This is a genomic window from Ferribacterium limneticum, assembly GCF_020510565.1.
In the GTDB taxonomy this organism is placed as follows: Bacteria; Pseudomonadota; Gammaproteobacteria; order Burkholderiales; family Rhodocyclaceae; genus Azonexus; species Azonexus limneticus_B.
Genome location: NZ_CP075189.1, coordinates 996,493 through 1,021,518, shown reverse-complemented (window position 1 = coordinate 1,021,518; position 25,026 = coordinate 996,493). Strand labels below are relative to the sequence as shown.

Here is a 25,026-nt window from a genome sequence, read left to right as displayed (position 1 = left end):
CTTGGCAATTAACGAGCAATGGTATTGGTGCGACGAATCTTGTTCTGCAACTGAATCAAGCCGTAAATCAAGGCTTCAGCAGTTGGCGGACAACCCGGCACGTAGATATCAACAGGCACAATGCGATCACAACCGCGCACAACAGAGTAGGAGTAATGGTAGTAACCACCACCATTGGCACACGAACCCATCGATATTACCCAACGCGGCTCGGCCATCTGGTCATAAACCTTACGCAAGGCTGGCGCCATCTTATTGGTCAACGTACCCGCAACGATCATGACATCAGATTGCCGGGGGCTAGCCCGAAAAACAATACCGAAACGATCGAGATCGTAGCGAGAAACGCCAGCATGAATCATCTCAACCGCACAACAAGCCAAACCAAAGGTCATTGGCCAGATCGAACCGGTGCGCATGTAATTGATCAGCTTGTCAGCCGTTGTGGTGACAAAACCTTCCTGGAGGACACCCTCAATAGCCATAACCTAGCCTCACTCCCATTCCAGCGCGCCCTTGGCCCAGGCATAAATATAGCCAGCGACCAGAATGGCAACGAATACCAGCATCTCGATAAAGCCGAACAGCTTGATCGACTCTGTCGCAACGATATCCTTGAAGATTGCTGCCCAAGGGAACAGGAAAGCAATTTCCAGATCGAACAAAATGAAGAGGATGGCAATCAGATAGAAACGCACATCGAACTTCATGCGCGCATCCTCGAAAGCCTCAAAGCCGCACTCGTAAGGAGAGAGCTTTTCAGGATCCGGCCGGCTTGGAGCAAGAATAAAGCCCATCGCGATAGGCAATACACCCACCGCAACCCCCACCAGAACGAACATCAGGATTGGAAAGTAGTTTTCCATGACCCGCCGCCAATATTCAGTTTTTTGTTCGAAACAGCGCACCTTACGGCCACTGCCCAGTTTTTGGTGCCGACGGCGAGACTCGAACTCGCACAGCTTGCGCCACTACCCCCTCAAGATAGCGTGTCTACCAATTTCACCACGTCGGCACGTTTTTTGGCTACCCGGCGAGGACTCAATGCCGGACAAACCACCTTGCGTTACTTCGGTATATCTTTCGCCTTGGAAGCCGCACCCACAGGAGCAGTCGGCGATTCACCACCCGCCGAAGCTGGCTGCGAAACAGTCTGCGATTGTACTGGTTCTTGCATGACACTGCCAGTCGTTTTTGGCTTATTGGAGGCGACGTACGCCAAGGTCAGGCTTGTCGCAAAAAATACCGCCGCGAGAACGCCAGTAGTGCGACTGAGAAAATTGGCTGACCCTGTAGCACCGAACAGACTACCAGAGGCGCCACTGCCAAAAGCTGCCCCCATGTCGGCACCTTTACCATGCTGCATCAACACTAGACCAATAATAACGATCGCAACCAGAATATGGACCGTCAGGAGGAGAGAGAAAAACCAGTTCATTTGTCAGCCTATCAATTCGCCGCGAGGCAAATCTTCAGAAAATCGTCAGCAACCAAGGCAGCACCACCGATCAAACCACCATCAATATCGGACTGCCCAAACAACTCCACCGCATTCTGCGGTTTTACACTACCACCGTAGAGGATACGCAAACCTTCAGCAACCCCTGCATCGAGCACAGCGACCTGGGCGCGGATTGCTGCATGCACTTCCTGCGCCTGCGCCGGAGACGCTGTCACACCAGTACCTATTGCCCATACCGGCTCATACGCAACTACAGCCGACGCCATAGCAGCCACCCCGAGCCGATCCAAGACTGCCGACAACTGCCTGGCAATCACCCGCATCGTATTTCCCGACTCACGCTCACCCAGCGTTTCGCCCAAACACAACACGGGGAGCAATCCGGCCTTTTGTGCTGCCTCAAACTTGACCGCAACAATCGCATCCGTTTCTCCGAACAACCCACGTCGCTCGGAGTGCCCAAGCAGTACGTAGCGACATCCGAATTCAGCCAGCATCGAAGCCGAAACTTCGCCGGTAAACGCGCCGCAAGCATGCTCGCTGACCGACTGAGCCCCCAAGGCAACCACGGAGCCCGCCAGCGCCGACTGCGCCTGCGCGAGGTACGGATATGGTGGGCAAACCGCTATTTCACAAGCCATCCCGGATGCCGCTGCCGTGATATGCGCCAGCAGTGCCGTATTTTGCTGCAGTGCGCCGTGCATCTTCCAGTTACCAGCAACGAGCTTTTTACGCATGGGCTAGACGATTCTGTTGGCGAAAAACCTTCGGATTATAGCGACTCGTCGTTTTTTCGGTCAATACGATTAGACGAATACGGTGATTTATTGCGTCGACTCCCGCACGACACCAGCCAGCTTTTCTGCCGCAGAGGTCACTTCGGAAGCATCTTCGCCTTCAACCATCACTCGCAACAATGGCTCCGTCCCCGACGCTCGCAGCAGCACCCTTCCCCGCCCCGCCATACCGGCCTCGGTTTCGGCCAGTGCCGACGTAATTCCCGGATGATCTTTCCATGGAAATCCACGTGTGATTGGCACGTTGATCAATTTCTGCGGATAGAGCGCCAAGCCTCCCAGCAACCCCTTCAAATTGCCCCCGACTTCGCGTAGGGCGGCCAGAACCTGCAAGGCAGCAATGATGCCATCACCCGTCGTATGTCGGTCCATGGCGAGAATGTGACCGGAGTTTTCACCGCCGTAGAGCCAGCCTTTTTCGTTGAGCATCTCCACAACATAACGATCACCCACCGCCGCGCGGGCAAACGGTATGTCGATCTTGCCCAAAGCATGTTCCAGAGCCAGATTGCTCATCAGCGTACCGACGACACCCTTGACCTTGGTTGCACGAGCTCGACTTCGAACAATAGCGAACAACAATTGATCACCGTCATATAGATTCCCTTCGGCATCAACCATCTGGAGACGATCAGCATCGCCATCCAGTGCCACACCGAGATCGGCACGATTGGCCAGAACCGCCTCGCACAGTGCTTTCGGCGCGGTGGCCCCGACAGCATCGTTGATGTTCAGGCCATTCGGCTGAACCCCGATGCTAACCACCTCGGCACCCAGTTCATGGAAAACGGCAGGAGCAATGTGATAGGCCGCACCGTGTGCACAATCGACAACGATTTTCAGCCCACGTAGATCGAGGTCATTGGGAAAAGTGCTCTTGCAGAATTCGATGTAGCGACCACGCGCATCCTCGATGCGCCTAACGCGCCCAAGATCGGCAGGAGACGCACAAACCATGGGCTGATCGATACCCTCCTCGATGGAGCGCTCGACCTCGTCAGGCAATTTGCTACCCTGTGCCGAGAAGAACTTTATACCGTTATCGTAATAAGGGTTATGCGACGCGGAGATAACGATCCCGGCCTGCAAACGCAGCGCACGGGTGAGATAGGCAACAGCCGGAGTCGGCAACGGGCCGACTAGCAAGACATCGATACCCGCCGCGGAGAACCCCGCCTCAAGGGCCGATTCCAGCATATAACCAGATAGACGCGTATCCTTGCCGATCAACACAGCGGGACGTTCGCCAGACGGCATGTTGCTCTGCCCCAGCAAGGCCTTGCCTGCCGAATAGCCGAGGCGCATTACAAAATCAGGGGTGATCGGCGACTGGCCGACACGACCGCGAACACCATCGGTTCCAAAATATTTTCTGCTCATTCCCGACCTCTCTGTTCTATTGCAGCCCAGACCGTCAAAGCATCCCTGGTTGCCGCCACGTCATGCACACGTAGTATTTTCGCACCTTTTTGCGCAGCCAGCAGCGCGGCCGCCACACTGGCAGCCTGTCGCTCACCAACAGGTCGGCCGGTAATTGCGCCCAGCATGGATTTTCTGGAAACTCCGACCAACATTGGAAGATCACCGACGCCTGCTACGGTCAACGCCGAAAAAAGGGCCAAATTGTGGTCCACTGTCTTGCCGAATCCAAACCCTGGATCGACCACAATTCGACCATCGTCAATACCAACCTTCCTGCAACGCTCTACAGCTGCCAGCAAAAACGATCTCACCTCCGTGACGACATCACGATACTGCGGCGTTTGCTGCATCGTACCGGGCTCGCCCTGCATGTGCATGACACAAACGGCGCAATCGCTCTGCGCAACAACCGACAAGGCTTCAGGTTGGGTCATGCCGGTGATGTCATTGATCATCGTCGCCCCTGCCTCAAGTGCGGCACGCATAACAGCCGGCTTGTAGGTATCCACCGAGATGGGAACACCCCAGTCGGTAATTTCTTTCAGAACTGGTAACAGACGCCGCAACTCATCCTCTTCAGAGGTCGGAATCGCGCCCGGGCGGGATGACTCGGCACCGATATCAAGAATATCCGCGCCTGCCTCAAATTGCTGACGGGCATGTTTGATGGCCTGCTCAACATTACCGACCAGTCCATCACCGGAAAACGAATCCGGCGTCAGATTGACGATCCCCATCAACAAGGGACGAGCCAGCGAAAGCCTGAAACGGCCACAGTGCAGTGTTGTCATGGCGCAAAAATAAAAGGCCGGGAGAGGACTCCCGGCCGATTCAGCAATCAGAAAACTCAGGCCGTCGCAGCAGCGCTGGGTTCCGCCCCCGGGGTATCGCTCGGCGTATTCGAGCGCGACGTCGACTGGGACGGCTTGGGCGGACGTGGCGCCTTGCCAGCCATGATGTCGTCGATTTGCTCGGCATCAATGGTTTCCCACTCCAGCAAGGCCTTGGTCATTGCTTCAACCTTGTCACGATTCTCTTCCAGCAAACGACGAGCCAGTGCGTACTGTTCGTCGATCAGGCGACGGATTTCAGCATCCACCTTCTGCATGGTCGCTTCAGAAACATTCTTGTGCTGGGTCACCGAGCGGCCGAGGAAAACTTCACCATCGTTTTCGCCATAGACCATGACCCCCAGATCCGACATACCGTAACGAGTGACCATATCGCGCGCCATCGCAGTGGCACGTTCAAAATCATTCGAGGCACCAGTCGTCATCTGGTTCATGAACAACTCTTCGGCAATACGCCCACCAAAGAGTACGGCAATGCGGCTCATCAGGTACTGCCGGTCGTAAGCATAACGATCCTCTTCCGGCAGTTGCATGGTCAGCCCCAGAGCGCGGCCGCGCGGAATGATGGTGACCTTGTGAACGGGATCTGATTTTGGCACCAGTTTGGCGACCACGGCATGCCCCGACTCGTGGTACGCCGTATTCATCTTCTCTTCCTCGCTCATCACCATGCTGCGGCGCTCAGCGCCCATCATGATTTTGTCCTTGGCCTTCTCAAAATCATCCATGTCAACAAGGCGCTTGTTCGTACGCGCAGCGAACAATGCCGCTTCATTCACCAGATTGGCTAAGTCTGCACCAGAGAAGCCCGGAGTGCCACGGGCAATGATGTCAGCCTTGACATCGCCGGAAATTGGCACCTTGCGCATGTGAACCTTGAGGATTTCCTCGCGACCACGAATATCAGGCAACGGTACGACAACCTGACGGTCAAAGCGGCCCGGACGCAGCAATGCCGGGTCAAGGATATCCGGGCGGTTGGTTGCGGCGATCACGATAATGCCGGAGTGACCTTCGAAGCCGTCCATCTCGACCAGCAACTGGTTCAGCGTCTGCTCACGCTCGTCATTGCCACCGCCGAGGCCGGCGCCGCGATGGCGGCCGACAGCGTCGATTTCATCAATGAAAATGATGCATGGCGCGTGCTTCTTGGCATTTTCGAACATGTCGCGAACTCGGGCAGCACCGACGCCGACAAACATTTCAACGAAATCGGAACCGGAAATACTGAAGAACGGCACCTTGGCTTCGCCGGCAATGGCCTTGGCGAGCAGCGTCTTGCCCGTTCCCGGATTGCCGACCATCAGCACGCCCTTCGGAATACGGCCACCGAGCTTCTGGAACTTTGAAGGGTCACGCAGGAAATCAACGATCTCCTGAACCTCTTCCTTGGCCTCGTCACAACCGGCGACATCGGCGAAGGTGATGACATTGGTCGACTCGTCCATCATGCGCGCCTTGGACTTGCCGAAGGAAAAAGCTCCGCCCTTGCCGCCGCCCTGCATCTGACGCATAAAGAATACCCAGACGCCGATCAGCAACAGCATCGGGAACCAGCTGACGAAGAGATTCATCAGGAAGGACGGCTCTTCTTCCGGCTTGGCTTCAATCTTGACGCCATTCTTGAGCAGGTCGGAAACCAGCCACAAATCGGGCGGCGCGTAGGAAGTGATGCGCTTGCCCTCGCTCGTCGTTGCCTTCAGCGTACGGCCTTCCATGACCACCTTGGAAATGCGGCCGGACTTCACCTCCTCGATGAACTGGGAGTATTCGACGGATCCGGTTGCAACCTGACGGCTGTTGAACTGATTAAACACCGTCATCAGCACCAGGCCGATGACCAGCCAGACTGCCAGGTTTTTGAACATGTTGTTCAAGCTTGCACTCCTTATACAGCGACGAGCGATAAAAATGCCATTCTAAACAAAACTCTCAGCGCAATGTACGTCCGAGCAAATAAAGCTCGGCACTACGATCACGGGAAGCGTCCGGTTTGCGCACTACGACAGTCTTGAACGTTTCACGCATTTGACGAAGAAATGTCTCGTAATCCGTTCCTTGAAACACTTTGACCAGAAAAGCGCCATCCGGTTTCAGGTGTGCCCTGGAAAACTCCAGTCCCAACTCAGCCAGGTGCATGACGCGGGCCTGATCGACCAGAGGCACTCCTGACATATTGGGTGCCATGTCGGACATTACAAGCCCCACACGGCGATCACCCAATTGTTTTTCGAGTTGTTCCAGAACATCGTCTTCGCGAAAATCGCCCTGAATGAAATGGACATTATGAATAGGTTCCATTTCGAGAAGATCGAGCGCAATCACCATTCCGCCATCGCCGACCCGCTTGGTAGCGACTTGGGACCAGCCTCCCGGCGTGGCACCAAGGTCAACCACAACCTCGCCACGCTTGAGCAACTTATCCTTGTCATCGATCTCAAGCAGCTTGAAAGCGGCGCGAGAACGCCAGCCCTCCTTCTTCGCAAGTTGAACGTAGGTATCATTAACATGCTCGCGCATCCAAGCTTTGCTGGTTCTGGTTCTTTTCATTCGGTAAAATGCCGTTTTTGAAAGGTTTACTATGCTGCAAATATCATCTGCCCAGCGACGCGAACTGCGCGCCAAGGCCCACGACCTGAATCCGGTTGTTTCGATTGCCGAAAACGGCCTGACTGAGGCCGTTCTAAAGGAAATCAATATGAACCTGAACGCTCACGAACTGATCAAGATTCGCGTTTATGGTGACAGCCGGGAAAATCGTCTGGCCTATTACGATCAAATCTGCGCCCAACTGGATGCCGCTCCAGTCCAGCACATCGGCAAGCTTCTGGTGGTCTATCGCCCGTCACCCACCGACAATGCCACGGTCAACCCGAAAAAAGCCCCAAAATCAAAACGCCCCGCTTCTGCCGCTCCGCGCAAAAGCAAGCGATCCTTCCAGGGCTGATCACTTCAGTCCGCGACCACTCCAGATCACGAGCCACAAACCCAGCAGACTCTGCATCAGGTAGAGAATGCTGGAGATACCGTGCCAAGCAGCAAAGCGGTCGCGCAACACACTTTCCATCACCTCGCGCGGCATGGCATCGAGCTTTAGCTGCGCCATCAAAGGCTGGATGCCAAACTGGCTGACAATGGTCATCAGCGCCATCAGGACGACTAGCCAAAAGATGCCGCGCTTGAACACCTGCCCGCCGCAACGGGAAACCAGAAACACCAGTAACCAGGCGGCACACCCCAAACCAACCCAGCCGATCAAGGCAAACAGTTTGCCAGCCACCATGCCGGCCAGTTGCCGGTCACCCAGACTGGCAAAGAGCACAGGCGCAGCCATGTAACCAATCGCCCACAGGCCGCCCACCCACAGTGTGACGGCGAACAGATAAAGGGCTTCGGACAGACGACGCAAAGAAATTACTCGTAACGAACGTCGATAACTTCGTACTCGCGAATGCCGCCCGGCGCCTGGACCTGGGCAATATCGCCGGCGTACTTGCCGATCAGCGCCCGGGCAATCGGCGAATTAACCGAAATCTTCCCCCCCTTGATGTCGGCTTCGTCCTCGCCAACGATCTGGTAGGTCACGGCATCGCCGGTATCCTGATCCTCAAGATCCAATGTCGCACCAAACACGCAGCGCCCATCGGCATCGAGTAGCTTCGGATCGATGATCTGGGCGTGTGACAGCTTACCCTCGACTTCCTGAATACGCCCTTCAATGAAGCCCTGGCGTTCCTTGGCGGCATCGTACTCGGCGTTTTCGGAAAGATCGCCATGGGCCCTGGCTTCGGCGATAGCACCAATTACCCACGGACGATCAACCGTCTTCAGTCGATGCAGTTCTTCGCGCAGCTTTTCGGCGCCCTTTACGGTCAATGGAACTTTGCTCATATCGTCTTCCAGCAAAAGCAAAACCGCCGGAGCCCTAAGGCTACCCGGCGGTTTCAGGTTTGTCTCAGTGTAACTGCGTGTGCAAGGCCTGAATCGGATAAACCACCAACTCGCCCAGATTGCGAATACCTTCGGCAGCCGCTTCGGCACCCCAGATTGTCGTGTACATTGTGACACGAGCCTGCAGGCCGGAAGTGCGGATGTTACGCGAGTCGTTAATCGCCTGGCGCTTTTCCTCAACCGTGTTGATGATCAGAGCAATTTCATTGTTCTTGATCATGTCGACAATGTGCGGACGGCCTTCGGTGAACTTGTTAACCGTCTGCACCGGCAAGCCGGCAGCCTCGATGGCATGTGCCGTACCGCGCGTCGCTACGAGATGGAATCCCGCATCAAGCAAATGGCGAGCAATTTCAATCGCCTTGGTCTTGTCGCTATCCTTGACCGACATAAAGACCTTGCCGGAGGTCGGCAGTTTGACGCTGGCGGCCAGTTGCGACTTGACGAAGGCTTCGGCAAAGGTGACGCCAACGCCCATGACTTCGCCGGTCGACTTCATTTCCGGGCCAAGAATGGTATCGACGCCCGGGAACTTGACGAAGGGGAACACGGCTTCCTTGACCGAAAAATACGGCGGGATCACTTCCTTGGTCACGCCCTGGTCCTTGAGACTGCGCCCCGCCATGCAGCGCGCTGCAATCTTGGCCAGTTGCAGCCCGGTGGCCTTGGAAACAAAAGGCACCGTGCGCGAGGCACGCGGATTGACTTCCAGCACGTAAACGTCGTTGTCCTTGATGGCAAACTGAACGTTCATCAGGCCACAAACGTTGAGCGCCTTGGCCATCAGTTTGGTCTGCCGACGCAGTTCGTCCTGCACGGCCTTGCCCAAGGAATACGGCGGTAGCGAGCAAGCGGAGTCACCGGAGTGCACGCCAGCTTGTTCAATGTGCTCCATGACGCCGCCGATGATGACTTCCTCGCCATCGGACAGAGCATCGACGTCACATTCAACGGCATCATTCAGGAAACGGTCGAGAAGCACAGGGGAGTCGTGCGAAACCTTGACGGCTTCGCGCATGTAGCGCTCGAGGTCCTTCTGCTCATGGACGATTTCCATGGCCCGGCCACCCAGCACGTAGGACGGGCGAACGACCAGCGGATAACCGATTTCCTGGGCCAGACGCAAGGCATCCTCTTCGGTGCGGGCAGTGCGGTTCGGCGGTTGCTTGAGGCCGAGTTCATGCAGCAGCTTCTGGAAGCGCTCGCGGTCTTCGGCAACGTCGATGGATTCCGGGCTGGTACCAATGATTGGCACGCCATTGGCCTCGAGAGCCAACGCCAATTTCAACGGCGTTTGGCCACCGTACTGGACGATGACGCCGACCGGCTTTTCAATGGCGACGATTTCCAGCACGTCTTCCAAGGTCAGCGGCTCGAAATACAAGCGATCCGAGGTGTCGTAGTCGGTCGACACGGTTTCCGGATTGCAATTGACCATGATGGTCTCGTAACCGTCTTCGCGCATCGCCATGGCGGCATGCACGCAGCAGTAGTCGAACTCGATACCCTGGCCGATACGGTTCGGACCGCCGCCCAGCACCATGATCTTCTTCTTGTCGGTCGGATTGGCCTCGCACTCGTCCTCGTAGGTCGAGTACATGTAAGCGGTATCGGTCGAGAATTCGGCGGCACAGGTATCGACTCGCTTGTAAACCGGGCGGATGCCCAGCTCGTGACGACGGTTGCGGAATTCGGTCTCGGTCGTCTTCAACAGATAGGCCAGACGACGGTCGGCGAAACCCTTGCGCTTCAGGTAGCGCACTTCTTCTGCGGTCAACGAGGAAAAATCGCGTTTTTCGACAGCCAGTTCGAGATCGACAATCTCCTTGATCTGGACGAGGAACCACGGATCGATCTTGGTCAGATCAAAAACGCGCTCGACCGACATGCCGATACCAAACGCATCGGCAACGTACCACAGGCGATCCGGGGTCGGACGGGCCAGTTGCTCGTCAATCGTGGCCGGATCGACCGTTTTCAGGTTGAAGCCGTCGACGCCAACTTCCAGCCCGCGCAGAGCCTTCTGCAGCGACTCCTGGAAGGTACGACCGATAGCCATCACTTCGCCAACCGACTTCATCTGCGTGGTCAGCGTGTCATCCGCCTGCGGGAATTTCTCGAAGGCGAAACGCGGCACCTTGGTTACGACGTAGTCAATGGACGGCTCGAACGAGGCCGGCGTCTTGCCACCGGTGATGTCGTTCGACAACTCGTCGAGCGTATAGCCGACCGACAGCTTGGCGGCGATCTTGGCGATCGGGAAGCCGGTCGCCTTGGAGGCCAGCGCCGACGAACGCGAAACACGCGGATTCATCTCGATGACGATCATCCGACCGTCCTTCGGATTGATCGAGAACTGCACGTTCGAACCGCCGGTATCGACGCCAATCTCGCGCAGCACGGCGATAGAGGCGTTACGCAGAATCTGGTATTCCTTGTCAGTCAGCGTCTGGGCCGGGGCAACGGTGATCGAATCGCCCGTGTGCACGCCCATCGGATCAAGATTTTCGATCGAGCAGATGATGATGCAGTTGTCCGCCTTGTCGCGGACCACTTCCATCTCGTATTCCTTCCAGCCGAGCAGCGATTCTTCGATCAGCAACTCGTTGGTCGGCGAGGCTTCGAGACCGCGCTTGCAGATGGTCTCGAACTCTTCCATGTTGTAGGCAATGCCGCCGCCCGTACCGCCCAGCGTGAAGGACGGACGGATGATGGTCGGGAAGCCGATCACGGCCTGCACCTGATAAGCCTCTTCCATACTGTGCGCGGTGGCCGACTTGGCGGAACCGAGACCAATCTTGGTCATCGCATCCTTGAACTTCTGGCGATCCTCGGCCTTGTCGATGGCTTCCTTCGAAGCACCAATCAGCTCGACATTGAACTTGGCCAGTACGCCTTCGCGGTCGAGGTCGAGCGCACAGTTCAGCGCGGTCTGACCACCCATGGTCGGCAGCAGCGCATCCGGGCGCTCTTTCTCGATGATCTTGGCGACAACCTGCCAGGTGATCGGCTCGATGTAGGTGACGTCGGCCATCTCCGGGTCGGTCATGATCGTCGCTGGGTTGGAGTTGACCAGGATGACCTTGTAACCCTCTTCGCGCAGGGCCTTGCAAGCTTGCGCGCCGGAATAGTCGAACTCGCAAGCCTGACCGATGATGATCGGGCCGGCGCCAATAATCAAAACACTTTTTATATCTGTACGTTTCGGCATCTTTATCTCTCTCTGTGCCGCTTATTGCGCGTTGTTGAGCGCGGCAACGCCACGCGTCATGGTGTCAAGGAAGCGATCGAACAAGTAGGCCACGTCGTGCGGACCTGGGCTGGCTTCCGGATGCCCCTGGAAGGAGAAGGCCGGCACGTCGGTGCGGGCGATGCCTTGCAGGGAACCGTCGAACAGCGAGACGTGGGTGACCCGCAGATTGGCGGGCAGCGAATCGATATCCGCCGCGAAACCGTGATTCTGGCTGGTAATCAGCACCTGGCCGCTATCGAGATCCTTGACCGGATGGTTGGCGCCGTGGTGGCCGAACTTCATCTTGGCCGTCTTGGCGCCGGAAGCCAGGGCCAGCAACTGGTGGCCGAGGCAGATACCGAAGGTCGGCACGCCACGCTCGAGGAATTCGCGAATGGCGGCAATGGCGTAGTCGCAAGGCTCAGGATCGCCGGGGCCATTAGACAGGAAAATACCGTCCGGCTTCATGGCCAGCACATCGGCCGCCGGCGTCTCGGCCGGCACCACGGTCAGGCGACAGCCACGCTCGGCCAGCATGCGCAGGATATTGCGCTTGACGCCAAAATCGTAGGCAACGACATGGAAACGCGGCTCGGCAGCTTGCTTGTAACCATCCAGCGTCCACTCGGCCTCGGTCCACGCATAGTTGGCCTTGGCCGAAACGACCTTGGCCAGATCCATGCCAGCCAGGCCAGGGAAGGCCTTGGCCAAGGCCAGCGCCTTCGATTCATCGACTTCGCCGGCCAGGATGCAACCAGCCTGAGCGCCCTTTTCCCGCAGGATACGGGTCAGCTTGCGCGTATCGATGCCGGCTATGGCGACGATACCGTGCTTCTTGAGGTAAGACGACAAGTCCTCTTCGCTACGCCAGTTGGAGGCAACCAGCGGCAGGTCACGAATGACCAGGCCGGCGGCGTAATTGGCATTGGACTCAAAATCTTCCGCATTGCAACCGGTGTTGCCGATATGCGGGTAGGTCAGCGTGACGATCTGACGGCAATAGGAGGGATCGGTAAGGATTTCCTGGTAGCCCGACATGGCAGTGTTAAACACCACCTCGCCACTGGTAACGCCATCAGCGCCAATGGATTGGCCCTTGAAAACCGTTCCGTCGGCGAGGGCGAGAATGGCGGGTATAAATGAGGGCAGCAACGACACGACCGGCTCTCCTTGAATTTCTAATTTTTCATGTGCCGAGCGGGAAGGCTTGCGCCTCCCCGCTCGTGTTTTTTAACCTTCCTATTTTAGCCGAAAAGAGGCTTTTCAGGCAAATTCAAGGGATTACGCGAGTCTCGACGTAGTGCTTCAATATGGGTTTGATGTGTGACATTTCATCGACCAGAGCAGCGTGGAGCCGATTGCAGGCAGCCCAGTCGACATTGTCTGCCACCTTGACCGCCTGCTCGATTTCCATTGCGCGACGCCGAGCATTTTCGGCATGAAACATGGCAAGGAGGCTCTTCACGGTATGCGCATGCATGCGCAACTCATGCGCATCGGAACTATCGAGCGCTTTCCTGATGCGTCCCAGGTGCGTATCCCACTCCGACAGAAACATGCCAGCCATCGTCGCAAACAACTCGGGTTCGCCGATATCGCGAAGAGCTGCCGCCAGATCGAGTTGTGCGCCCGCCCTGATCGGCGCCGTGCCAAAAATGATGGGCTCGTCTGCGCCGCCAACACCACGGGATCGATCCAGAGCAGCAAACAACTCGTCCGGCCGCAATGGCTTGGCGACATAGTCGTTCATTCCTGCCTCCATGCAACGTTCCCGGTCGCTGGCCATGACGTTGGCGGTCATGGCGATGATGTAGACGGGCTTGACCTCGTGAGAAACCACCCAGCTTCGGCGCATCTCGCGGGAACGAATGGCCTCTGTCGCCTCGATACCTCCCATCACGGGCATCTGCATATCCATCAGGATCACGTCGAAATGGCTGCTATCGAACAAATCAACCGCCTCGACACCGTTGTTGGCCAGCGTCACCCGATGCGACAGGCGCTCAAGCAAGCGGGTCGCCAGTTCCTGATTGACCGGATTATCTTCAACCAACAGAATATTCAGTGCCGAACTGCCACCTTGGGTAATCTCACCCAAGTCAATTTGCGACAGCATGATTTCGTTCTGCTCCGACAAAGCCGGACCTTCAGCCAGCGCCAGCGCGTCAACCAGGTCGGCATTACCGATCGGCTTGACGAGATGAGCCGAGACACCGATTTCACGCAGCCTGGTCAGGTCATGCCGCTGATTTTCAGTCGTCAGCATGACCAGCAATTTCTCGATACGGCCGGATTTCTGCCAGGCTTCAGCCAAAGCAAAACCGGCTGGCGCCTCCATGTTGGCGTCGGCCACCACATAGTCGTAAGGAAAATCGACGGCACGGCTGCGCTCGATGGCAGCGACAGCAGCCGCCCCGTCCGCCGACAGCGAAGACTGGATTCCACAGCGCTCAAGCAATTCAACCAGATAGCGCCCCACCGTCTCGTTGTCATCAATGACCAAGGCGCGCCGGCCAACATAGCGCGCCCCCGGCGAAAACGCCTGGGTCTGCGACAACACCGAGGTTTCGACGCCAAAACGCCCGGTGAATGAAAAGACCGAGCCGACGCCCTGCGTGCTTTCAAGCGAAATCTTGCCATCCATCAACTGCACAAGGCGGGCGCTAATAGCCAGCCCAAGGCCCGTCCCGCCAAAACGACGGGTCGTCGATACGTCGGCCTGGGAAAACGCTTCGAAGATTGCCTGTTGCTTGTCGGGCGGGACACCGATGCCTGTGTCGCGGATAGAAAAGCGCAAATAAACGGAATGCTCGGTCTGCTGGTCAATACTCACGTCGAGCGCCACTTCGCCCCGCTCGGTAAATTTAATGGCGTTGCCGATCAGGTTGATGATGACCTGGCGCAGGCGCGTCGGATCGCCGACGATGCGTGGCGGCACATCGGGCTGCACATTGGCCACCAGCTCGAGGCCTTTCTTGTGCGCGCTGACCGCCAGCACCCGAACGGCCTCGAGCACCGTGTCCTGGATCGAAAACGCCAGCGCCTCAAACTCCATCTTGCCGGCTTCGATTTTCGAAAAGTCGAGAATGTCGTTGACGATGGTCAGCAAGGCCTCGGCCGATGATTTGACCGTCTTCAGATAGTGGCGCTGCTCGGCATCAAGCTGGGTATCAAGCGCCAGTTCAGTCATGCCGATAATGCCGTTCATTGGCGTCCGGATTTCGTGGCTCATGTTGGCCAGGAAAGCACCGCGCGCCTTGTTGGCTGCCTCGGCGGCCTCCTTGGCCGAAATCAGCGCCGCCTCCGCCGCCTTGACTTCGCTGATGTCGCGCTGCAAGACCAGCATACGCACCGGTTGCCCATCGGCATCGCGGGCCGCGACGGCACCACGCAGCAGGAACCAGCGCCATTGCCCGTCGCGCGCCTTGAAGCGGCACTCAGCCTGAAAATAGGGATCCTGACTCTGGACATGCGCATCGATGCGCGCCTGCAACAGGCGCAGATCATCCGGATGCAGCATGCGCTGCCACTGGGCGATCGAATTGTCGAAATCGCCGGCGGCGTAACCGAGCATTTCCTTCCACTGGCGACCGGCTTCGACGGTACCCGCCCGCAGATTCCAGTCGGCCAACGCATCGCCCGACAACTTGGTATGCCAAGCGCTGAGATTGAGCCCGGCGTAGGCGCGATAGGAGGAATCAACGACGCCGACCAGCCTTTCCATGCCGTCGGCCAGCACATCCTGCCGCGCCGCCCTGGCCTGCTCGATCAACTGCCTGAATTGCGGCTCACCTTCGCCGCCGAAGATTTCCTGGAGTTGCCGATCGAGCAGGCGGGATTTCATGAAGGCTAACGCAGGCCGAGGACGTCCTGCATGTCGAAAAGGCCGTTCTTCCGGCCCGCCAGGAAACGCGCTGCACGCAAGCTGCCGAGTGCATAGGGCATGCGACTACTGGCCTTGTGCGTGACCTCGACGCGCTCGCCAAGACCGCAGAACATGACCGTGTGATCGCCAACGATGTCGCCGCCGCGGACGGTGGCGAAGCCGATGGTCGAGGGGTCGCGCTCGCCGGTAACGCCTTCGCGTCCGTAAACCGCACATTCTTCGAGATCGCGGCCAAGCGCGCCGGCAACCACTTCGCCCATGCGCAGCGCCGTCCCGGACGGGGCATCGATTTTCAGACGATGGTGCGCCTCGACGATTTCGATGTCGTAACCCTGATTCAGGATGCGCGCCGCAGTGTCGAGCAGCTTGAAAACGAGATTGACACCAACTGCCATGTTGGGCGCAAAGACGACGGGAACATCCTTGGCAGCCGCAGCAATCACGGCCTTGCCGTCAGCTTCGAAGCCGGTCGTGCCAATGACCATGGCGACGCCGGCCTGACGGCACATTTCGAGATGAACCAGCGTGCCTTGCGGGCGGGTGAAATCGATCAGACAGTCGATATTCTTGAGCCCGGCCGCGACGTCATCGGTCACCACCACATCGCAGGGCATGCCGACCAGATCACCGGCCGTCTTGCCAATCGCCGGGCTGCCCGGCACGTCGAAAGCAGCGCCGAGCGCCAGTTGGTCATCCTTCAGCGTGGCCTCGATCAACATCCGGCCCATGCGGCCGCCGGCACCGACGACACCAATACGTGTTGCACTCATTCCTTAAAACCCCATCATGTCCATGAAACGACGGTAATAGCCCGGCGGCTCGCGTGGCGGCAACGGTTTGTCAGCCTGTTCGGCCGACAGCGATCCGAGATCGACGAGACGGCTCTTGTTGAGCGGGGCATTCAGTTCGCCGGATTCGCCTTCGGCGATATCGCCCTCAACCCGCTCGAGCAGACCGTCATTATTGAAAAATGCCGTAAATTTGCGCGCTTCGACCTTGCCAGTCTGGCCGCTCTGGTAGCGGTAGACGTAGTCCCAGCGCTGCTGATGGAAGATGTCTGCCACCATCGGCGTACCGAGCAGGAAGCGAACCTGGTCGCGCGTCTGGCCCGGCTTGAGCTGGGAAACCATCTCTTGCGTCAGGACATTTCCCTGCTGGATGTCGATCTTGTATTCGTTGATGAAGCCCGGCTTGTAGGAGCAAGCGGAGATGAGCGCGCAGGAGGCGGCTACGAGCAATAGACGGGAACGGCGCATTCAGTTTTCCGGAGTTTTTCAATCGGCTTTGAAGCGGTATATCATACCCGAAATCAGCATTTCGCCTGACCGAACAATTTCAGGAAATCCAGCAATGAGCGATCCGCAAAGCCTCAAGAACATGGGGCTGAAAGCCACCTTTCCCCGTCTGAAAATTCTTGAACTGTTCGAAACGAGTACCTTGCGCCACATGACGGCGGAAGACGTCTACAAGATGCTCATTGCCGAAAACATGGACATCGGGCTGGCCACCGTTTACCGCGTGCTCACCCAGTTCGAGCAGGCCGGCCTGCTCGAACGACATTTCTTCGAATCCGGCAAGGCAGTCTTCGAAATCAACCACGGCAAGCATCACGACCATCTGGTCTGCATCAACTGCGGCCGCGTCGAAGAGTTCTACGATCCGGAAATCGAAAAGCGCCAGAACGCCATTGCCCAGGAACGCGGCTTCGCCATCCAGGACCACGCGCTCTACCTTTACGCCCAGTGCACCAAGACCGAGTGCCCGCATCGCGACCATCCGGGCGCCAAGTCCTGACATTCTGATTTCCCCCGATGACTGAAATCGCGGCAGTGGTGCCAGGCACCTGGCTGTCTTCGGCCGGCACCACCTTCCTGCTGATCGCCCTCGCCGAATTTGGCGACAAGAGCCAGCTCGTCTGCATGACGCTCGCCGCCCGGCATCGCGGCCTGCCCATCGTTCTTGGCGCCGTCGCCGCCTTTGCCTTCCTCAACCTGCTCGCCGTACTGTTTGGTGCGGCAATTGCCGCCTGGCTGCCGGAATGGGTCGTCACGGCCGCCGTTGCAGTCCTCTTCGCCGTCTTCGGCATTAGCGCCCTGCGCTTCGAGGAAGATGATGACGATGAAGACATCACCGAGAAACCGGGCCACGGCATCTTCGCAACCACTTTCCTGATGATCTTTCTCGCCGAATTCGGCGACAAGACGCAGATCGCCGTCGCCGGCATGGGCAGCACCGCCGATGCTCTGGCCACCTGGGTCGGCGCCACGCTGGCCCTGGCCTGCACATCGATACTCGGCGTCGTGGCCGGCCGGCGCTGGCTCAATCGCCTGCCGCTGCATTGGATTCACCGGATCAGCGGCGTATTTTTCCTGTTGCTGGCGCTATTGGCCGTGCTGCGCCTGCTCGGCATTATTTGAATTTTGGCTGTTTTTTCCGGTTGACCGTAGCAACCGGAAAAAACGGCTTCAAGCCGGCAAATGGAGTAGTTCGCGAGCGTGCTGCAGCGTGATGGCGGAAATTTCGACGCCGCCAAGCATGCGGGCAACTTCCTGGATTCGGCCGTTGTCGTCGAGCGGCTGGATGGCGCTCAGCGTGACGCCGTCGCGCGTCGCCTTGCTGACTTGCCATTGCCAGTTGGCCTGCGCCGCGACTTGCGGCAGGTGGGTGACGCAGAGAACCTGGCGTTCGCTGCCCAGTTCGCGCAGCAGGCGACCGACGATTTCGGCGACGCCGCCGCCGATGCCGACATCGACTTCGTCGAAAATCAGCGTCGGGACGCTGGCTGAGCGCGAAGTGAGTACTTGTATCGCCAGGCTGATGCGCGACAGTTCGCCGCCGGAGGCGACCTTGGCCATGGGCTTGGCCTCGTTGCCGGCGAGGCCGCCGATGCGGAATTCGATTTGTTCTAGGCCATAAACCGCACCATCGGCAACCGGCACCAGGGCAACCTCGAAACGGCCGGAGGATAGTGCCAGCTGGCGCATGATTTCGCTGACCGCCTTGCCCATCTCGGTTGCCGCTTTTTTGCGGCCAGCCGATAGTTTTTCGGCCTGGGCCAGATAATCCTTGCGCGCTGCGGCGACCTTCGTTTCCAGCGCTGCCAGATCGGCTGATTCATCAAGCGCGGAGAGTCGCTGCCGCCAACCAACCAACAAACCCGGTAATTCGGGGGGCTGGACACGATATTTTCGGGAATGGCTCATCACCGCGTCCATCCGGCGCTCGACCTGGGCCAGACGAGTCGGGTCGAGATCGGCCCGGTCGGCGTAGCGGCGCAGGGTGGACACGGCGTCGGACAATTCGGCCTGCACTGAGCCGATCAACGCGGCAACTTCGGCCAATTCGGGATCGTATTCGGCCAGATTGGCGAGCCGCGTGGCAACGCCGTCGATCTGGCGTTCGCAGGCGGCATCGTCGTCGGAAAGGATAGCGAGCGCGTATTGCGCGCCCTCGATCAGGCTGGCGGCGTGGCCGAGGCGGCGGTGTTCGACATCGAGCGTCGCCCATTCGTCGTCGCCAAAGGCCAGGGCGTCGAGTTCGCCGATCTGCCACTGCAACTGTTCACGCTCACGCTGCAGGACGTCGGCGCCTTCGCTGGCGACGCGCAGCAGTTGCTCGGCATCGCGCCAGATTTTCCAAGCGGCAGCGACTTCGCGTGCCTGCCCGCTCAGGCCGGCATGGCTGTCGAGCAGCGTGCGCTGGGCTTCGGCGCGCAGCAGCGACTGGTGGGCGTGCTGGCCGTGGATATCGACCAGCCATTCGCCGACTTCGCGCATTTGCTGAACGGTAGCCGGCGAGCCGTTGATGTAGGCACGCGAACGGCCGCCGGTGTCGACGACGCGGCGGAGCAGCAGTTCGTCGTCGCCCTCAAGATCATTGGCGCGCAGCCATTCACCGACTTGCGGCTGGGCGGTGATATCGAAAGTGGCGGCGACTTCGGCCTTGTCGCAGCCGGAACGGACGACGCCGGCATCGGCGCGTTCGCCGAGGGCCAGCGCCAGGGCGTCGATCAGGATCGACTTGCCGGCACCGGTCTCACCGGTCAGTGCCCCAAAACCGGCCAGGAACGAGAGTTCCAGCCGGTCGACAATGACAAAGTCGCGAATCGTCAGGTGTTGCAACATCAGGTTATCAGGTTCCCTTGGGCCGCTCGCTCCACTGCAGTTTCTGGCGCAGCATGGCGAAATAGCTGTAGCCCGGCGGGTGCAGGAAGCAGATGGCGTGTTCTGAGCGGCGCAGGCGGACACAATCGCCACGCTGCAAATCGAGCGTCACCTGACCGTCGAAGTGCACACGCGCATCGTCGGCATTGGCGATGCGCAACTCGATGTCGGCGCTGTCGTTGACGATGATCGGGCGATTGCTCAGGGCATGCGGGCAGAGCGGCACGAGGGCGATGCCGGCCGTTGTCGGATGCAGGATCGGCCCGCCGGCCGACATCGAATAGGCCGTCGAGCCGGTTGGCGTCGAAACGATCAGGCCATCAGAACGCAGGTTGTAGATGAACTCGCCGTCGATGAACAACTCGAATTCGATCATGCGGCCAATGGCGCCCTTGTCGACCACCACATCGTTGAGCGCCAGATTTTCAGCGATTTCCTTGCCGTCGCGCGTTACCTCGGCAGCCAGCAGCATCCGGTTTTCCTGGGCGAAGCGGCCGTCGAGCAGGTCGTCCATGCAGGTCAGCAGGTCGTCGCGGGCGATGTCGGTCATGAAGCCGAGGCGGCCCTGGTTGACGCCGACCAGCGGCACGCAATAACGGGCCAGGCGGCGCGCCGCGTTGAGCATGGTGCCGTCGCCGCCGAGCACGATGGCGAGGTCGGCATGCGCACCTATGTCGTTGAAACCGCAGGTCACCCAGCGCGACAGATCGACCTTCTTGCCGATGTGCTCGGAGGTTTCGCGCTCAATGAAAACCGAGACGCCGCGCTCGTAAAGGTACTCCGCCAGACGACGCAAGGACTCGGCAATTTCCATGCTGTGGTATTTGCCGACCAGGGCGATGGTCCGGGGATTGCGGAGGGAAGCAAAGCTTCTGTTCATGGGGTCGAATTCTTGCATAAAAACCGCGCAATCGTGCCACCGGGCAGCATCGATTCGCCGGAAAAGCGCAGTAACATGACTCACCCACCCTGCGCGCGATTACCCCATGCCTCTTGCCAACCACCAACTCAGCATGACCGTCCTGATGACACCGGACATGGCCAATTTTTCCGGCAACGTCCATGGCGGCACCATCCTCAAGCTGCTCGACCAGGTCGCCTATGCCTGCGCCAGCCGCTATGCCGGCGAATATGTCGTGACGCTATCGGTGGACCAGGTGATGTTCCGCCAACCGATTCATGTCGGCGAACTGGTCACCTTTCTGGCCGCCGTCAATTACACCGGCCGGACCTCGATGGAAATTGGCGTCAAGGTGCTCACCGAAAACATCCGCGAACAAAGTGTGCGCCATGCCAACAGCTGCTTTTTCACCATGGTGGCGGTCGATGAAAACGGCAAGGCGACCAGCGTACCGCCGCGGGAACCGAGCACCGACGAGGAAAGGCGCCGTTACCAGTCGGCCATGCTCCGGCGTGAACTGCGCCAGGAATTCGAATCGCGTCGCTTGGCACTGCATCCCGGCGGCCGGCCATAATCGCCCGTCGCTGCCCCTCCGTTTTTTGTACAATCCTCAGCCATGCTTGATGAACGCTCGCGCACCCTGCTGAAAACGCTGGTCGAACACTATATTGCCGACGGGCAACCGGTCGGCTCGCGTGCGCTGTCCAAATTTTCCGGCCTTGATCTGTCGCCGGCCACCATCCGCAACGTGATGGCCGATCTTGAAGAGGCCGGCTTCGTCGCCAGCCCGCACACCTCGGCCGGGCGCATTCCGACGGCGCGCGGTTACCGGCTGTTCGTCGACAGCCTGCTCACCGTGCAGCCGCTCGAGGCCCGGCAAATGGGCGAGATGAAGGAATCGCTGCACGGCCTGCCGTCGAGCCAGATCATCGCCAGCGCCTCGCAACTACTCTCCAGCCTGTCTAACTTCGCCGGCGTCGTCATCGCGCCGCGCCGCCAGGCCAGCCGCATCCGGCAAATCGAATTCCTCAGCCTGTCGGAAAAGCGCATCCTGCTCATCATCGTCACCACCGACGGCGACGTGCAGAACCGCATCGTCAGCAGCGACAAGGTCTACTCGCCGTCTGAACTGGTCAGCGCCGGCAATTACCTGACGCAAAATTTCGCGGGTCTCGATTTCGAGCAGATCCGCCAGCGCCTGGCCAGTGAAATCCAGAAGCTTCGCGAAGACATCAAGCCGCTCATGGCCCTGGCGCTCGATGCCGGCGATGCGGCAATGGCCGAAAATTCCGCCCCCTACGTCATTTCCGGCGAACGCAACCTGCTTGATGTCGAGGAATTGTCGTCAAACATGAAGCGCCTGCGCGAACTGTTCGACCTCTTCGAGCAACGTTCCAGCCTGGTTCGCCTGCTCGACATTTCCAACCGCGCCGAGGGCGTGCAGATTTTCATCGGCGGCGAATCGGGCATTGCCCCGCTCGACGAATGCAGCGTCATCGCCGCCCCCTACAGCGTCGACGGCCGCATCGTCGGCTCGGTCGGCGTCATCGGCCCGACCCGCATGGCCTACGAACGCGTCATCCCGATCGTCGACATCACCGCCCGCCTGCTTTCCAGCGCCCTCTCCTACAAGTCGGACAACTAATGCCCCGTTTCCTCCCCGAGCCGCCGCACCGTCATGGCAACGCGGCCAGCACCGCTGTCGTCCTCGTCAATCTCGGCACGCCGGATGCGCCGACCGCGCCGGCTCTCAAGCGCTATCTCAAGCAGTTTTTGTCCGACCCGCGTGTCGTCGAAATCCCCAAGCCGCTGTGGTGGCTGATCCTCAACGGGATCATCCTCAACACCCGACCGAAGAAATCGGCCGCCAAGTACGCCACCGTCTGGATGCCCGAAGGCTCGCCACTGCGCGTCCATACCGAGCGCCAGGCCAAGCTGCTCAAGGGCCTGATCGGCCAACGCGGCCATCACGTCACGGTGACCTGGGCGATGCGCTACGGTTCGCCGTCGCTACCCGATGTGCTAAGCCACCTCAAGGCCGAAGGCGCCAGTCGCGTCCTCGTCGTGCCGATGTACCCGCAATACGCTGCGAGCACGACGGCCACCGTCGTCGACGATGCCTGCAACTGGCTGACCAAAACCCGCAACCAGCCCGAAATGCGCTTCACGCGCAATTTCCATGACCATGACGGCTATCTCGCCGCGCTCGAAAAATCGGTGCGTAAACACTGGCAGACGAACGGTGCATTGGGCGAAAACGACAAGCTGCTCATCAGCTTCCACGGCCTGCCCAAGCGCAGCCTGACCCTCGGTGACCCGTATTTCTGCGAATGCCACAAAACCGGCCGCCTGCTCGCCGAGCGCCTGAACCTCAAGCCCGAACAGTTTGAAATCTGCTTCCAGTCCCGCTTCGGCAAGGCCGAGTGGCTGCAGCCCTACACCGCGCCGACGCTTGAAAAATGGGGCAAGCAGGGCATCCGCCGAGTCGATGTCATCTGCCCTGGCTTCGTCGCCGATTGCCTCGAAACCCTCGAGGAAATCGCCCAGGAAGGCCGTGACGATTTCCTCAAGGCCGGTGGCAAGGAATACCACTACATCCCGGCGCTCAACGAAGACGACGCCTGGATCAAGGCGCTGGCCGACATCGTCGAAAACCACCTGGCCGGCTGGCCGACCAAAGCCGCCATCGACCCGCAGGCGCTTGAAACCAGCGCCCGGCAAGCCATCAAATTCGGCGCCCGCTCTTGAAATCCGGCGCCGGGTGCCCATATCAGAAAAACATGATATTTGGAGCGCCTGATGCCTGAAGAAAGCCTGCACGTCGTCTGTCCGCACTGTTCCACGGTCAACCGGATTTTTGGCCAAAAATTGAAAGATTCGCCCAACTGCGGCCAGTGCAAACAGCCGCTGTTCAACGGCGAACCGGCCGAACTGACCGCCGCCAACTTCGACCGTCACATCTCGCGCAACGACCTCCCCGTCGTCGTCGATTTCTGGGCGCCGTGGTGCGGCCCCTGCCGGCAGATGGCACCGAATTTCCATCAGGCCGCCATCGACCTCGAGCCCCACGCGCGGTTGGTCAAGGTCGATACCGAAGCCGAACAGCAACTGGCCGCCCGCTTCAATATCCGCAGCATTCCGACCCTGGCCATCTTTAAAAATGGCCGCGAGATCGCCCGTCAGAGCGGCGCGCTCGACCTCGGCTCGCTGAAACGCTGGATACAGCCGCATCTTTACCAGCCTTAACTTCTGCCCCTAGCCGCCGTTAATGATGCATCCCAATGCATTCGACGGAGGCCACGATGAAAATTGCCAGCAGCAGCCTGCAAATGGCCTCGTCGCATGCCAGCGTCGAGCGCCATGAAGTCCGTGAATCGCTGAAAATGTGGGTCGGGTCGCAGCGCCCGCAGTTTGCCGGCGAAGAGTCGCGTCCCCGCCCGGCGCGCACCGACAACGTCAGCCTGTCCGATGCCGGCAAGGCCGCCTGCCAGGCCAATGCCTGCGAAAAGCCGGAGGATGAGGAACTCGATGCCGATCCCCGGCTGCGTTTCATCCGCTCCATGCTCGAGTTGCTGACCGGACACCGGATCCGCATTTTCGATGCCAGTGAACTCCAGCCGAGTTCAGAAACCCCAGTCATCGAAGCGCCACCTGCAACCGGCACACAGGCCCGCCCGACGTCGGCGGGCTTCGGCATTGAGTACGACCGCCATGAATCCTACAGCGAGGTCGAGCAGACGAATTTTGCCGCCAGCGGCACGGTGACGACGGCAGATGGTCGCGAGATCAAGTTCGACCTGCAGTTGTCGATGGCGCGCCAGTATCACGAAGAAAGCGACATCAGCCTCCGCCTCGGCGACGCGGCGCGCAAGGTCGATCCGCTCGTCCTCAATTTTGCCGGAACCGCCGCCCAACTGACCGACCAGCGTTTCGCTTTCGACCTCAATGCCGACGGCAGCACGGAGAACATCAACTTCCTGGCCCCGGGCAGCGGCTTTCTGGCCTTCGACCGCAACGGCGACGGCAAGATCAACAATGGCAGCGAACTGTTCGGCCCGACCAGCGGCGACGGCTTTGAGGAATTGGCCGCGCTCGATGGCGACCAGAACGGCTGGATTGACGAAAACGATGCGTCGTTTACACAATTGTCGCTGTGGACACCTGACAAAACTGACAAAGACACGCTACTGTCACTGAACGATGCCGGGGTCGGTGCTATCGCGCTAAGCCGCATCGCTACGCCATTTGACCTCAAGACAAATGCTAATGAATTGCTCGGACAAATTCGCACTTCTGGAATTTTTTTGCACGAATCAGGTACGGCTGGCACAATCCAGCAAATTGACCTGACCGCCTAGCTG

Annotated in this window: 25 protein-coding genes and 1 tRNA gene; 8 read left to right on the top strand and 18 right to left on the bottom strand. The window is 59.0% G+C overall.

The window, feature by feature from the left end:
* Positions 1–8 precede the first annotated feature (8 nt).
* The 9 genes from KI610_RS04980 to rlmE all read right to left on the bottom strand — a co-directional run bounded on the left by KI610_RS04980 (position 9) and on the right by rlmE (position 7,082).
* A complete protein-coding gene (locus KI610_RS04980; RefSeq protein ID WP_117609323.1) occupies positions 9–485 on the bottom strand; it encodes a NuoB/complex I 20 kDa subunit family protein in 477 nt (158 codons plus the stop codon).
* 9 nt (positions 486–494) lie between these two features.
* The gene (ndhC, locus tag KI610_RS04975) at positions 495–866 is read right to left on the bottom strand and encodes an NADH-quinone oxidoreductase subunit A (RefSeq protein ID WP_226497565.1); all 372 of its coding nucleotides are present in this window, start codon (positions 864–866) and stop codon (positions 495–497) included.
* 64 nt (positions 867–930) lie between these two features.
* Positions 931–1,015: transfer RNA gene (locus tag KI610_RS04970), tRNA-Leu, on the bottom strand.
* 51 nt (positions 1,016–1,066) lie between these two features.
* Positions 1,067–1,438 carry a preprotein translocase subunit SecG gene (gene secG / locus KI610_RS04965; protein WP_226497564.1) on the bottom strand — a complete coding sequence of 124 codons (372 nt, stop codon included), beginning with the start codon at positions 1,436–1,438 and terminating at the stop codon, positions 1,067–1,069.
* A gap of 11 nt (positions 1,439–1,449) precedes the next feature.
* Positions 1,450–2,199: a triose-phosphate isomerase gene (gene tpiA, locus KI610_RS04960; RefSeq protein WP_226497563.1), complete on the bottom strand. Its 750-nt coding sequence runs from the start codon at positions 2,197–2,199 to the stop codon at positions 1,450–1,452.
* A gap of 87 nt (positions 2,200–2,286) precedes the next feature.
* Complete coding sequence (gene glmM, locus KI610_RS04955; RefSeq protein WP_226497562.1) at positions 2,287–3,639, bottom strand: phosphoglucosamine mutase; 1,353 nt, start codon at positions 3,637–3,639, stop codon at positions 2,287–2,289.
* On the bottom strand, positions 3,636–4,472 hold the full coding sequence (gene folP, locus KI610_RS04950; protein WP_226497561.1) for a dihydropteroate synthase: 837 nt from the start codon (positions 4,470–4,472) through the stop codon (positions 3,636–3,638). Before folP ends, glmM begins: the two co-directional genes overlap by 4 nt.
* A 56-nt stretch (positions 4,473–4,528) precedes the next feature.
* Positions 4,529–6,409, bottom strand: coding sequence for an ATP-dependent zinc metalloprotease FtsH (gene ftsH / locus KI610_RS04945; RefSeq protein WP_319004209.1), 1,881 nt, complete (start codon positions 6,407–6,409; stop codon positions 4,529–4,531).
* Positions 6,410–6,464: 55 nt separating this feature from the next.
* Positions 6,465–7,082, bottom strand: coding sequence for a 23S rRNA (uridine(2552)-2'-O)-methyltransferase RlmE (gene rlmE, locus KI610_RS04940; protein WP_226497560.1), 618 nt, complete (start codon positions 7,080–7,082; stop codon positions 6,465–6,467).
* 31 nt (positions 7,083–7,113) lie between these two features.
* On the opposite strand from rlmE, the gene KI610_RS04935 reads away from it, so the two are divergent.
* Positions 7,114–7,479 carry a YhbY family RNA-binding protein gene (locus KI610_RS04935; RefSeq protein ID WP_226497559.1) on the top strand — a complete coding sequence of 122 codons (366 nt, stop codon included), beginning with the start codon at positions 7,114–7,116 and terminating at the stop codon, positions 7,477–7,479.
* On the opposite strand, the gene KI610_RS04930 is transcribed toward KI610_RS04935, so the two are convergent.
* The 7 genes from KI610_RS04930 to KI610_RS04900 all read right to left on the bottom strand — a co-directional run bounded on the left by KI610_RS04930 (position 7,480) and on the right by KI610_RS04900 (position 16,857).
* A complete protein-coding gene (locus KI610_RS04930; RefSeq protein ID WP_226497558.1) occupies positions 7,480–7,941 on the bottom strand; it encodes a DUF4149 domain-containing protein in 462 nt (153 codons plus the stop codon).
* Between the two features lie 5 nt (positions 7,942–7,946).
* Positions 7,947–8,423, bottom strand: a complete 477-nt coding sequence (greA, locus tag KI610_RS04925; RefSeq protein WP_226404166.1) for a transcription elongation factor GreA — start codon at positions 8,421–8,423, stop codon at positions 7,947–7,949.
* 64 nt (positions 8,424–8,487) lie between these two features.
* A complete protein-coding gene (gene carB, locus KI610_RS04920; protein ID WP_226497557.1) occupies positions 8,488–11,694 on the bottom strand; it encodes a carbamoyl-phosphate synthase large subunit in 3,207 nt (1,068 codons plus the stop codon).
* Between the two features lie 21 nt (positions 11,695–11,715).
* A complete protein-coding gene (gene carA, locus KI610_RS04915) occupies positions 11,716–12,864 on the bottom strand; it encodes a glutamine-hydrolyzing carbamoyl-phosphate synthase small subunit (protein WP_226498507.1) in 1,149 nt (382 codons plus the stop codon).
* Between the two features lie 124 nt (positions 12,865–12,988).
* Positions 12,989–15,559, bottom strand: a complete 2,571-nt coding sequence (locus KI610_RS04910) for a response regulator (RefSeq protein ID WP_226497556.1) — start codon at positions 15,557–15,559, stop codon at positions 12,989–12,991.
* A 5-nt stretch (positions 15,560–15,564) separates the two neighbouring features.
* Positions 15,565–16,371 (bottom strand): 4-hydroxy-tetrahydrodipicolinate reductase, encoded by an 807-nt coding sequence (gene dapB, locus KI610_RS04905; RefSeq protein ID WP_226497555.1) that lies wholly within the window; start codon positions 16,369–16,371, stop codon positions 15,565–15,567.
* Between the two features lie 3 nt (positions 16,372–16,374).
* Positions 16,375–16,857, bottom strand: coding sequence for an outer membrane protein assembly factor BamE (locus KI610_RS04900; protein ID WP_226497554.1), 483 nt, complete (start codon positions 16,855–16,857; stop codon positions 16,375–16,377).
* A 94-nt stretch (positions 16,858–16,951) separates the two neighbouring features.
* Here KI610_RS04900 and fur point away from each other — a divergent pair, with 94 nt between their 5' ends.
* Complete coding sequence (gene fur, locus KI610_RS04895) at positions 16,952–17,395, top strand: ferric iron uptake transcriptional regulator (RefSeq protein ID WP_226497553.1); 444 nt, start codon at positions 16,952–16,954, stop codon at positions 17,393–17,395.
* A gap of 17 nt (positions 17,396–17,412) precedes the next feature.
* Positions 17,413–18,018 (top strand): TMEM165/GDT1 family protein, encoded by a 606-nt coding sequence (locus KI610_RS04890; RefSeq protein ID WP_226497552.1) that lies wholly within the window; start codon positions 17,413–17,415, stop codon positions 18,016–18,018.
* Between the two features lie 48 nt (positions 18,019–18,066).
* Here the strand turns inward: KI610_RS04890 and recN are convergent, their stop codons facing one another.
* Together recN and KI610_RS04880 are read right to left on the bottom strand one after the other, a co-directional pair.
* Positions 18,067–19,725 (bottom strand): DNA repair protein RecN, encoded by a 1,659-nt coding sequence (gene recN, locus KI610_RS04885; protein ID WP_226497551.1) that lies wholly within the window; start codon positions 19,723–19,725, stop codon positions 18,067–18,069.
* 7 nt (positions 19,726–19,732) lie between these two features.
* Positions 19,733–20,662: an NAD kinase gene (locus tag KI610_RS04880; RefSeq protein WP_226497550.1), complete on the bottom strand. Its 930-nt coding sequence runs from the start codon at positions 20,660–20,662 to the stop codon at positions 19,733–19,735.
* 88 nt (positions 20,663–20,750) lie between these two features.
* On the opposite strand from KI610_RS04880, the gene KI610_RS04875 reads away from it, so the two are divergent.
* The 5 genes from KI610_RS04875 to KI610_RS04855 are packed head-to-tail and all read left to right on the top strand — an operon-like array spanning position 20,751 to position 25,023.
* Entirely contained in the window at positions 20,751–21,239 is a 489-nt protein-coding gene (locus KI610_RS04875; protein WP_226497549.1) for an acyl-CoA thioesterase, read from the top strand.
* Positions 21,240–21,281: 42 nt separating this feature from the next.
* Positions 21,282–22,310: a heat-inducible transcriptional repressor HrcA gene (gene hrcA / locus KI610_RS04870; RefSeq protein ID WP_226497548.1), complete on the top strand. Its 1,029-nt coding sequence runs from the start codon at positions 21,282–21,284 to the stop codon at positions 22,308–22,310.
* Positions 22,310–23,413, top strand: a complete 1,104-nt coding sequence (gene hemH, locus KI610_RS04865) for a ferrochelatase (protein WP_226497547.1) — start codon at positions 22,310–22,312, stop codon at positions 23,411–23,413. The genes hrcA and hemH overlap by 1 nt, the downstream gene beginning before the upstream one ends.
* Before the next feature lie 51 nt (positions 23,414–23,464).
* Positions 23,465–23,911, top strand: a complete 447-nt coding sequence (gene trxC, locus KI610_RS04860; protein WP_226497546.1) for a thioredoxin TrxC — start codon at positions 23,465–23,467, stop codon at positions 23,909–23,911.
* A 56-nt stretch (positions 23,912–23,967) separates the two neighbouring features.
* Positions 23,968–25,023, top strand: coding sequence for a VCBS repeat-containing protein (locus tag KI610_RS04855; RefSeq protein WP_226497545.1), 1,056 nt, complete (start codon positions 23,968–23,970; stop codon positions 25,021–25,023).
* The last annotated feature ends 3 nt before the right edge of the window (positions 25,024–25,026 follow it).

What these genes read in the sequence shown, in the direction of transcription:
- KI610_RS04980 (WP_117609323.1), bottom strand. Translation starts at nt 485, where the DNA reads ATGGCTATTGAGGGTGTCCTCCAGGAAGGTTTTGTCACCACAACGGCT.
- ndhC (WP_226497565.1), bottom strand. Translation starts at nt 866, where the DNA reads ATGGAAAACTACTTTCCAATCCTGATGTTCGTTCTGGTGGGGGTTGCG.
- secG (WP_226497564.1), bottom strand. Translation starts at nt 1,438, where the DNA reads ATGAACTGGTTTTTCTCTCTCCTCCTGACGGTCCATATTCTGGTTGCG.
- tpiA (WP_226497563.1), bottom strand. Translation starts at nt 2,199, where the DNA reads ATGCGTAAAAAGCTCGTTGCTGGTAACTGGAAGATGCACGGCGCACTG.
- glmM (WP_226497562.1), bottom strand. Translation starts at nt 3,639, where the DNA reads ATGAGCAGAAAATATTTTGGAACCGATGGTGTTCGCGGTCGTGTCGGC.
- folP (WP_226497561.1), bottom strand. Translation starts at nt 4,472, where the DNA reads ATGACAACACTGCACTGTGGCCGTTTCAGGCTTTCGCTGGCTCGTCCC.
- rlmE (WP_226497560.1), bottom strand. Translation starts at nt 7,082, where the DNA reads ATGAAAAGAACCAGAACCAGCAAAGCTTGGATGCGCGAGCATGTTAAT.
- KI610_RS04935 (WP_226497559.1), top strand. Translation starts at nt 7,114, where the DNA reads ATGCTGCAAATATCATCTGCCCAGCGACGCGAACTGCGCGCCAAGGCC.
- greA (WP_226404166.1), bottom strand. Translation starts at nt 8,423, where the DNA reads ATGAGCAAAGTTCCATTGACCGTAAAGGGCGCCGAAAAGCTGCGCGAA.
- carB (WP_226497557.1), bottom strand. Translation starts at nt 11,694, where the DNA reads ATGCCGAAACGTACAGATATAAAAAGTGTTTTGATTATTGGCGCCGGC.
- KI610_RS04910 (WP_226497556.1), bottom strand. Translation starts at nt 15,559, where the DNA reads ATGAAATCCCGCCTGCTCGATCGGCAACTCCAGGAAATCTTCGGCGGC.
- dapB (WP_226497555.1), bottom strand. Translation starts at nt 16,371, where the DNA reads ATGAGTGCAACACGTATTGGTGTCGTCGGTGCCGGCGGCCGCATGGGC.
- KI610_RS04900 (WP_226497554.1), bottom strand. Translation starts at nt 16,857, where the DNA reads ATGCGCCGTTCCCGTCTATTGCTCGTAGCCGCCTCCTGCGCGCTCATC.
- fur (WP_226497553.1), top strand. Translation starts at nt 16,952, where the DNA reads ATGAGCGATCCGCAAAGCCTCAAGAACATGGGGCTGAAAGCCACCTTT.
- KI610_RS04890 (WP_226497552.1), top strand. Translation starts at nt 17,413, where the DNA reads ATGACTGAAATCGCGGCAGTGGTGCCAGGCACCTGGCTGTCTTCGGCC.
- recN (WP_226497551.1), bottom strand. Translation starts at nt 19,725, where the DNA reads ATGTTGCAACACCTGACGATTCGCGACTTTGTCATTGTCGACCGGCTG.
- KI610_RS04880 (WP_226497550.1), bottom strand. Translation starts at nt 20,662, where the DNA reads ATGCAAGAATTCGACCCCATGAACAGAAGCTTTGCTTCCCTCCGCAAT.
- KI610_RS04875 (WP_226497549.1), top strand. Translation starts at nt 20,751, where the DNA reads ATGCCTCTTGCCAACCACCAACTCAGCATGACCGTCCTGATGACACCG.
- hrcA (WP_226497548.1), top strand. Translation starts at nt 21,282, where the DNA reads ATGCTTGATGAACGCTCGCGCACCCTGCTGAAAACGCTGGTCGAACAC.
- hemH (WP_226497547.1), top strand. Translation starts at nt 22,310, where the DNA reads ATGCCCCGTTTCCTCCCCGAGCCGCCGCACCGTCATGGCAACGCGGCC.
- trxC (WP_226497546.1), top strand. Translation starts at nt 23,465, where the DNA reads ATGCCTGAAGAAAGCCTGCACGTCGTCTGTCCGCACTGTTCCACGGTC.
- KI610_RS04855 (WP_226497545.1), top strand. Translation starts at nt 23,968, where the DNA reads ATGAAAATTGCCAGCAGCAGCCTGCAAATGGCCTCGTCGCATGCCAGC.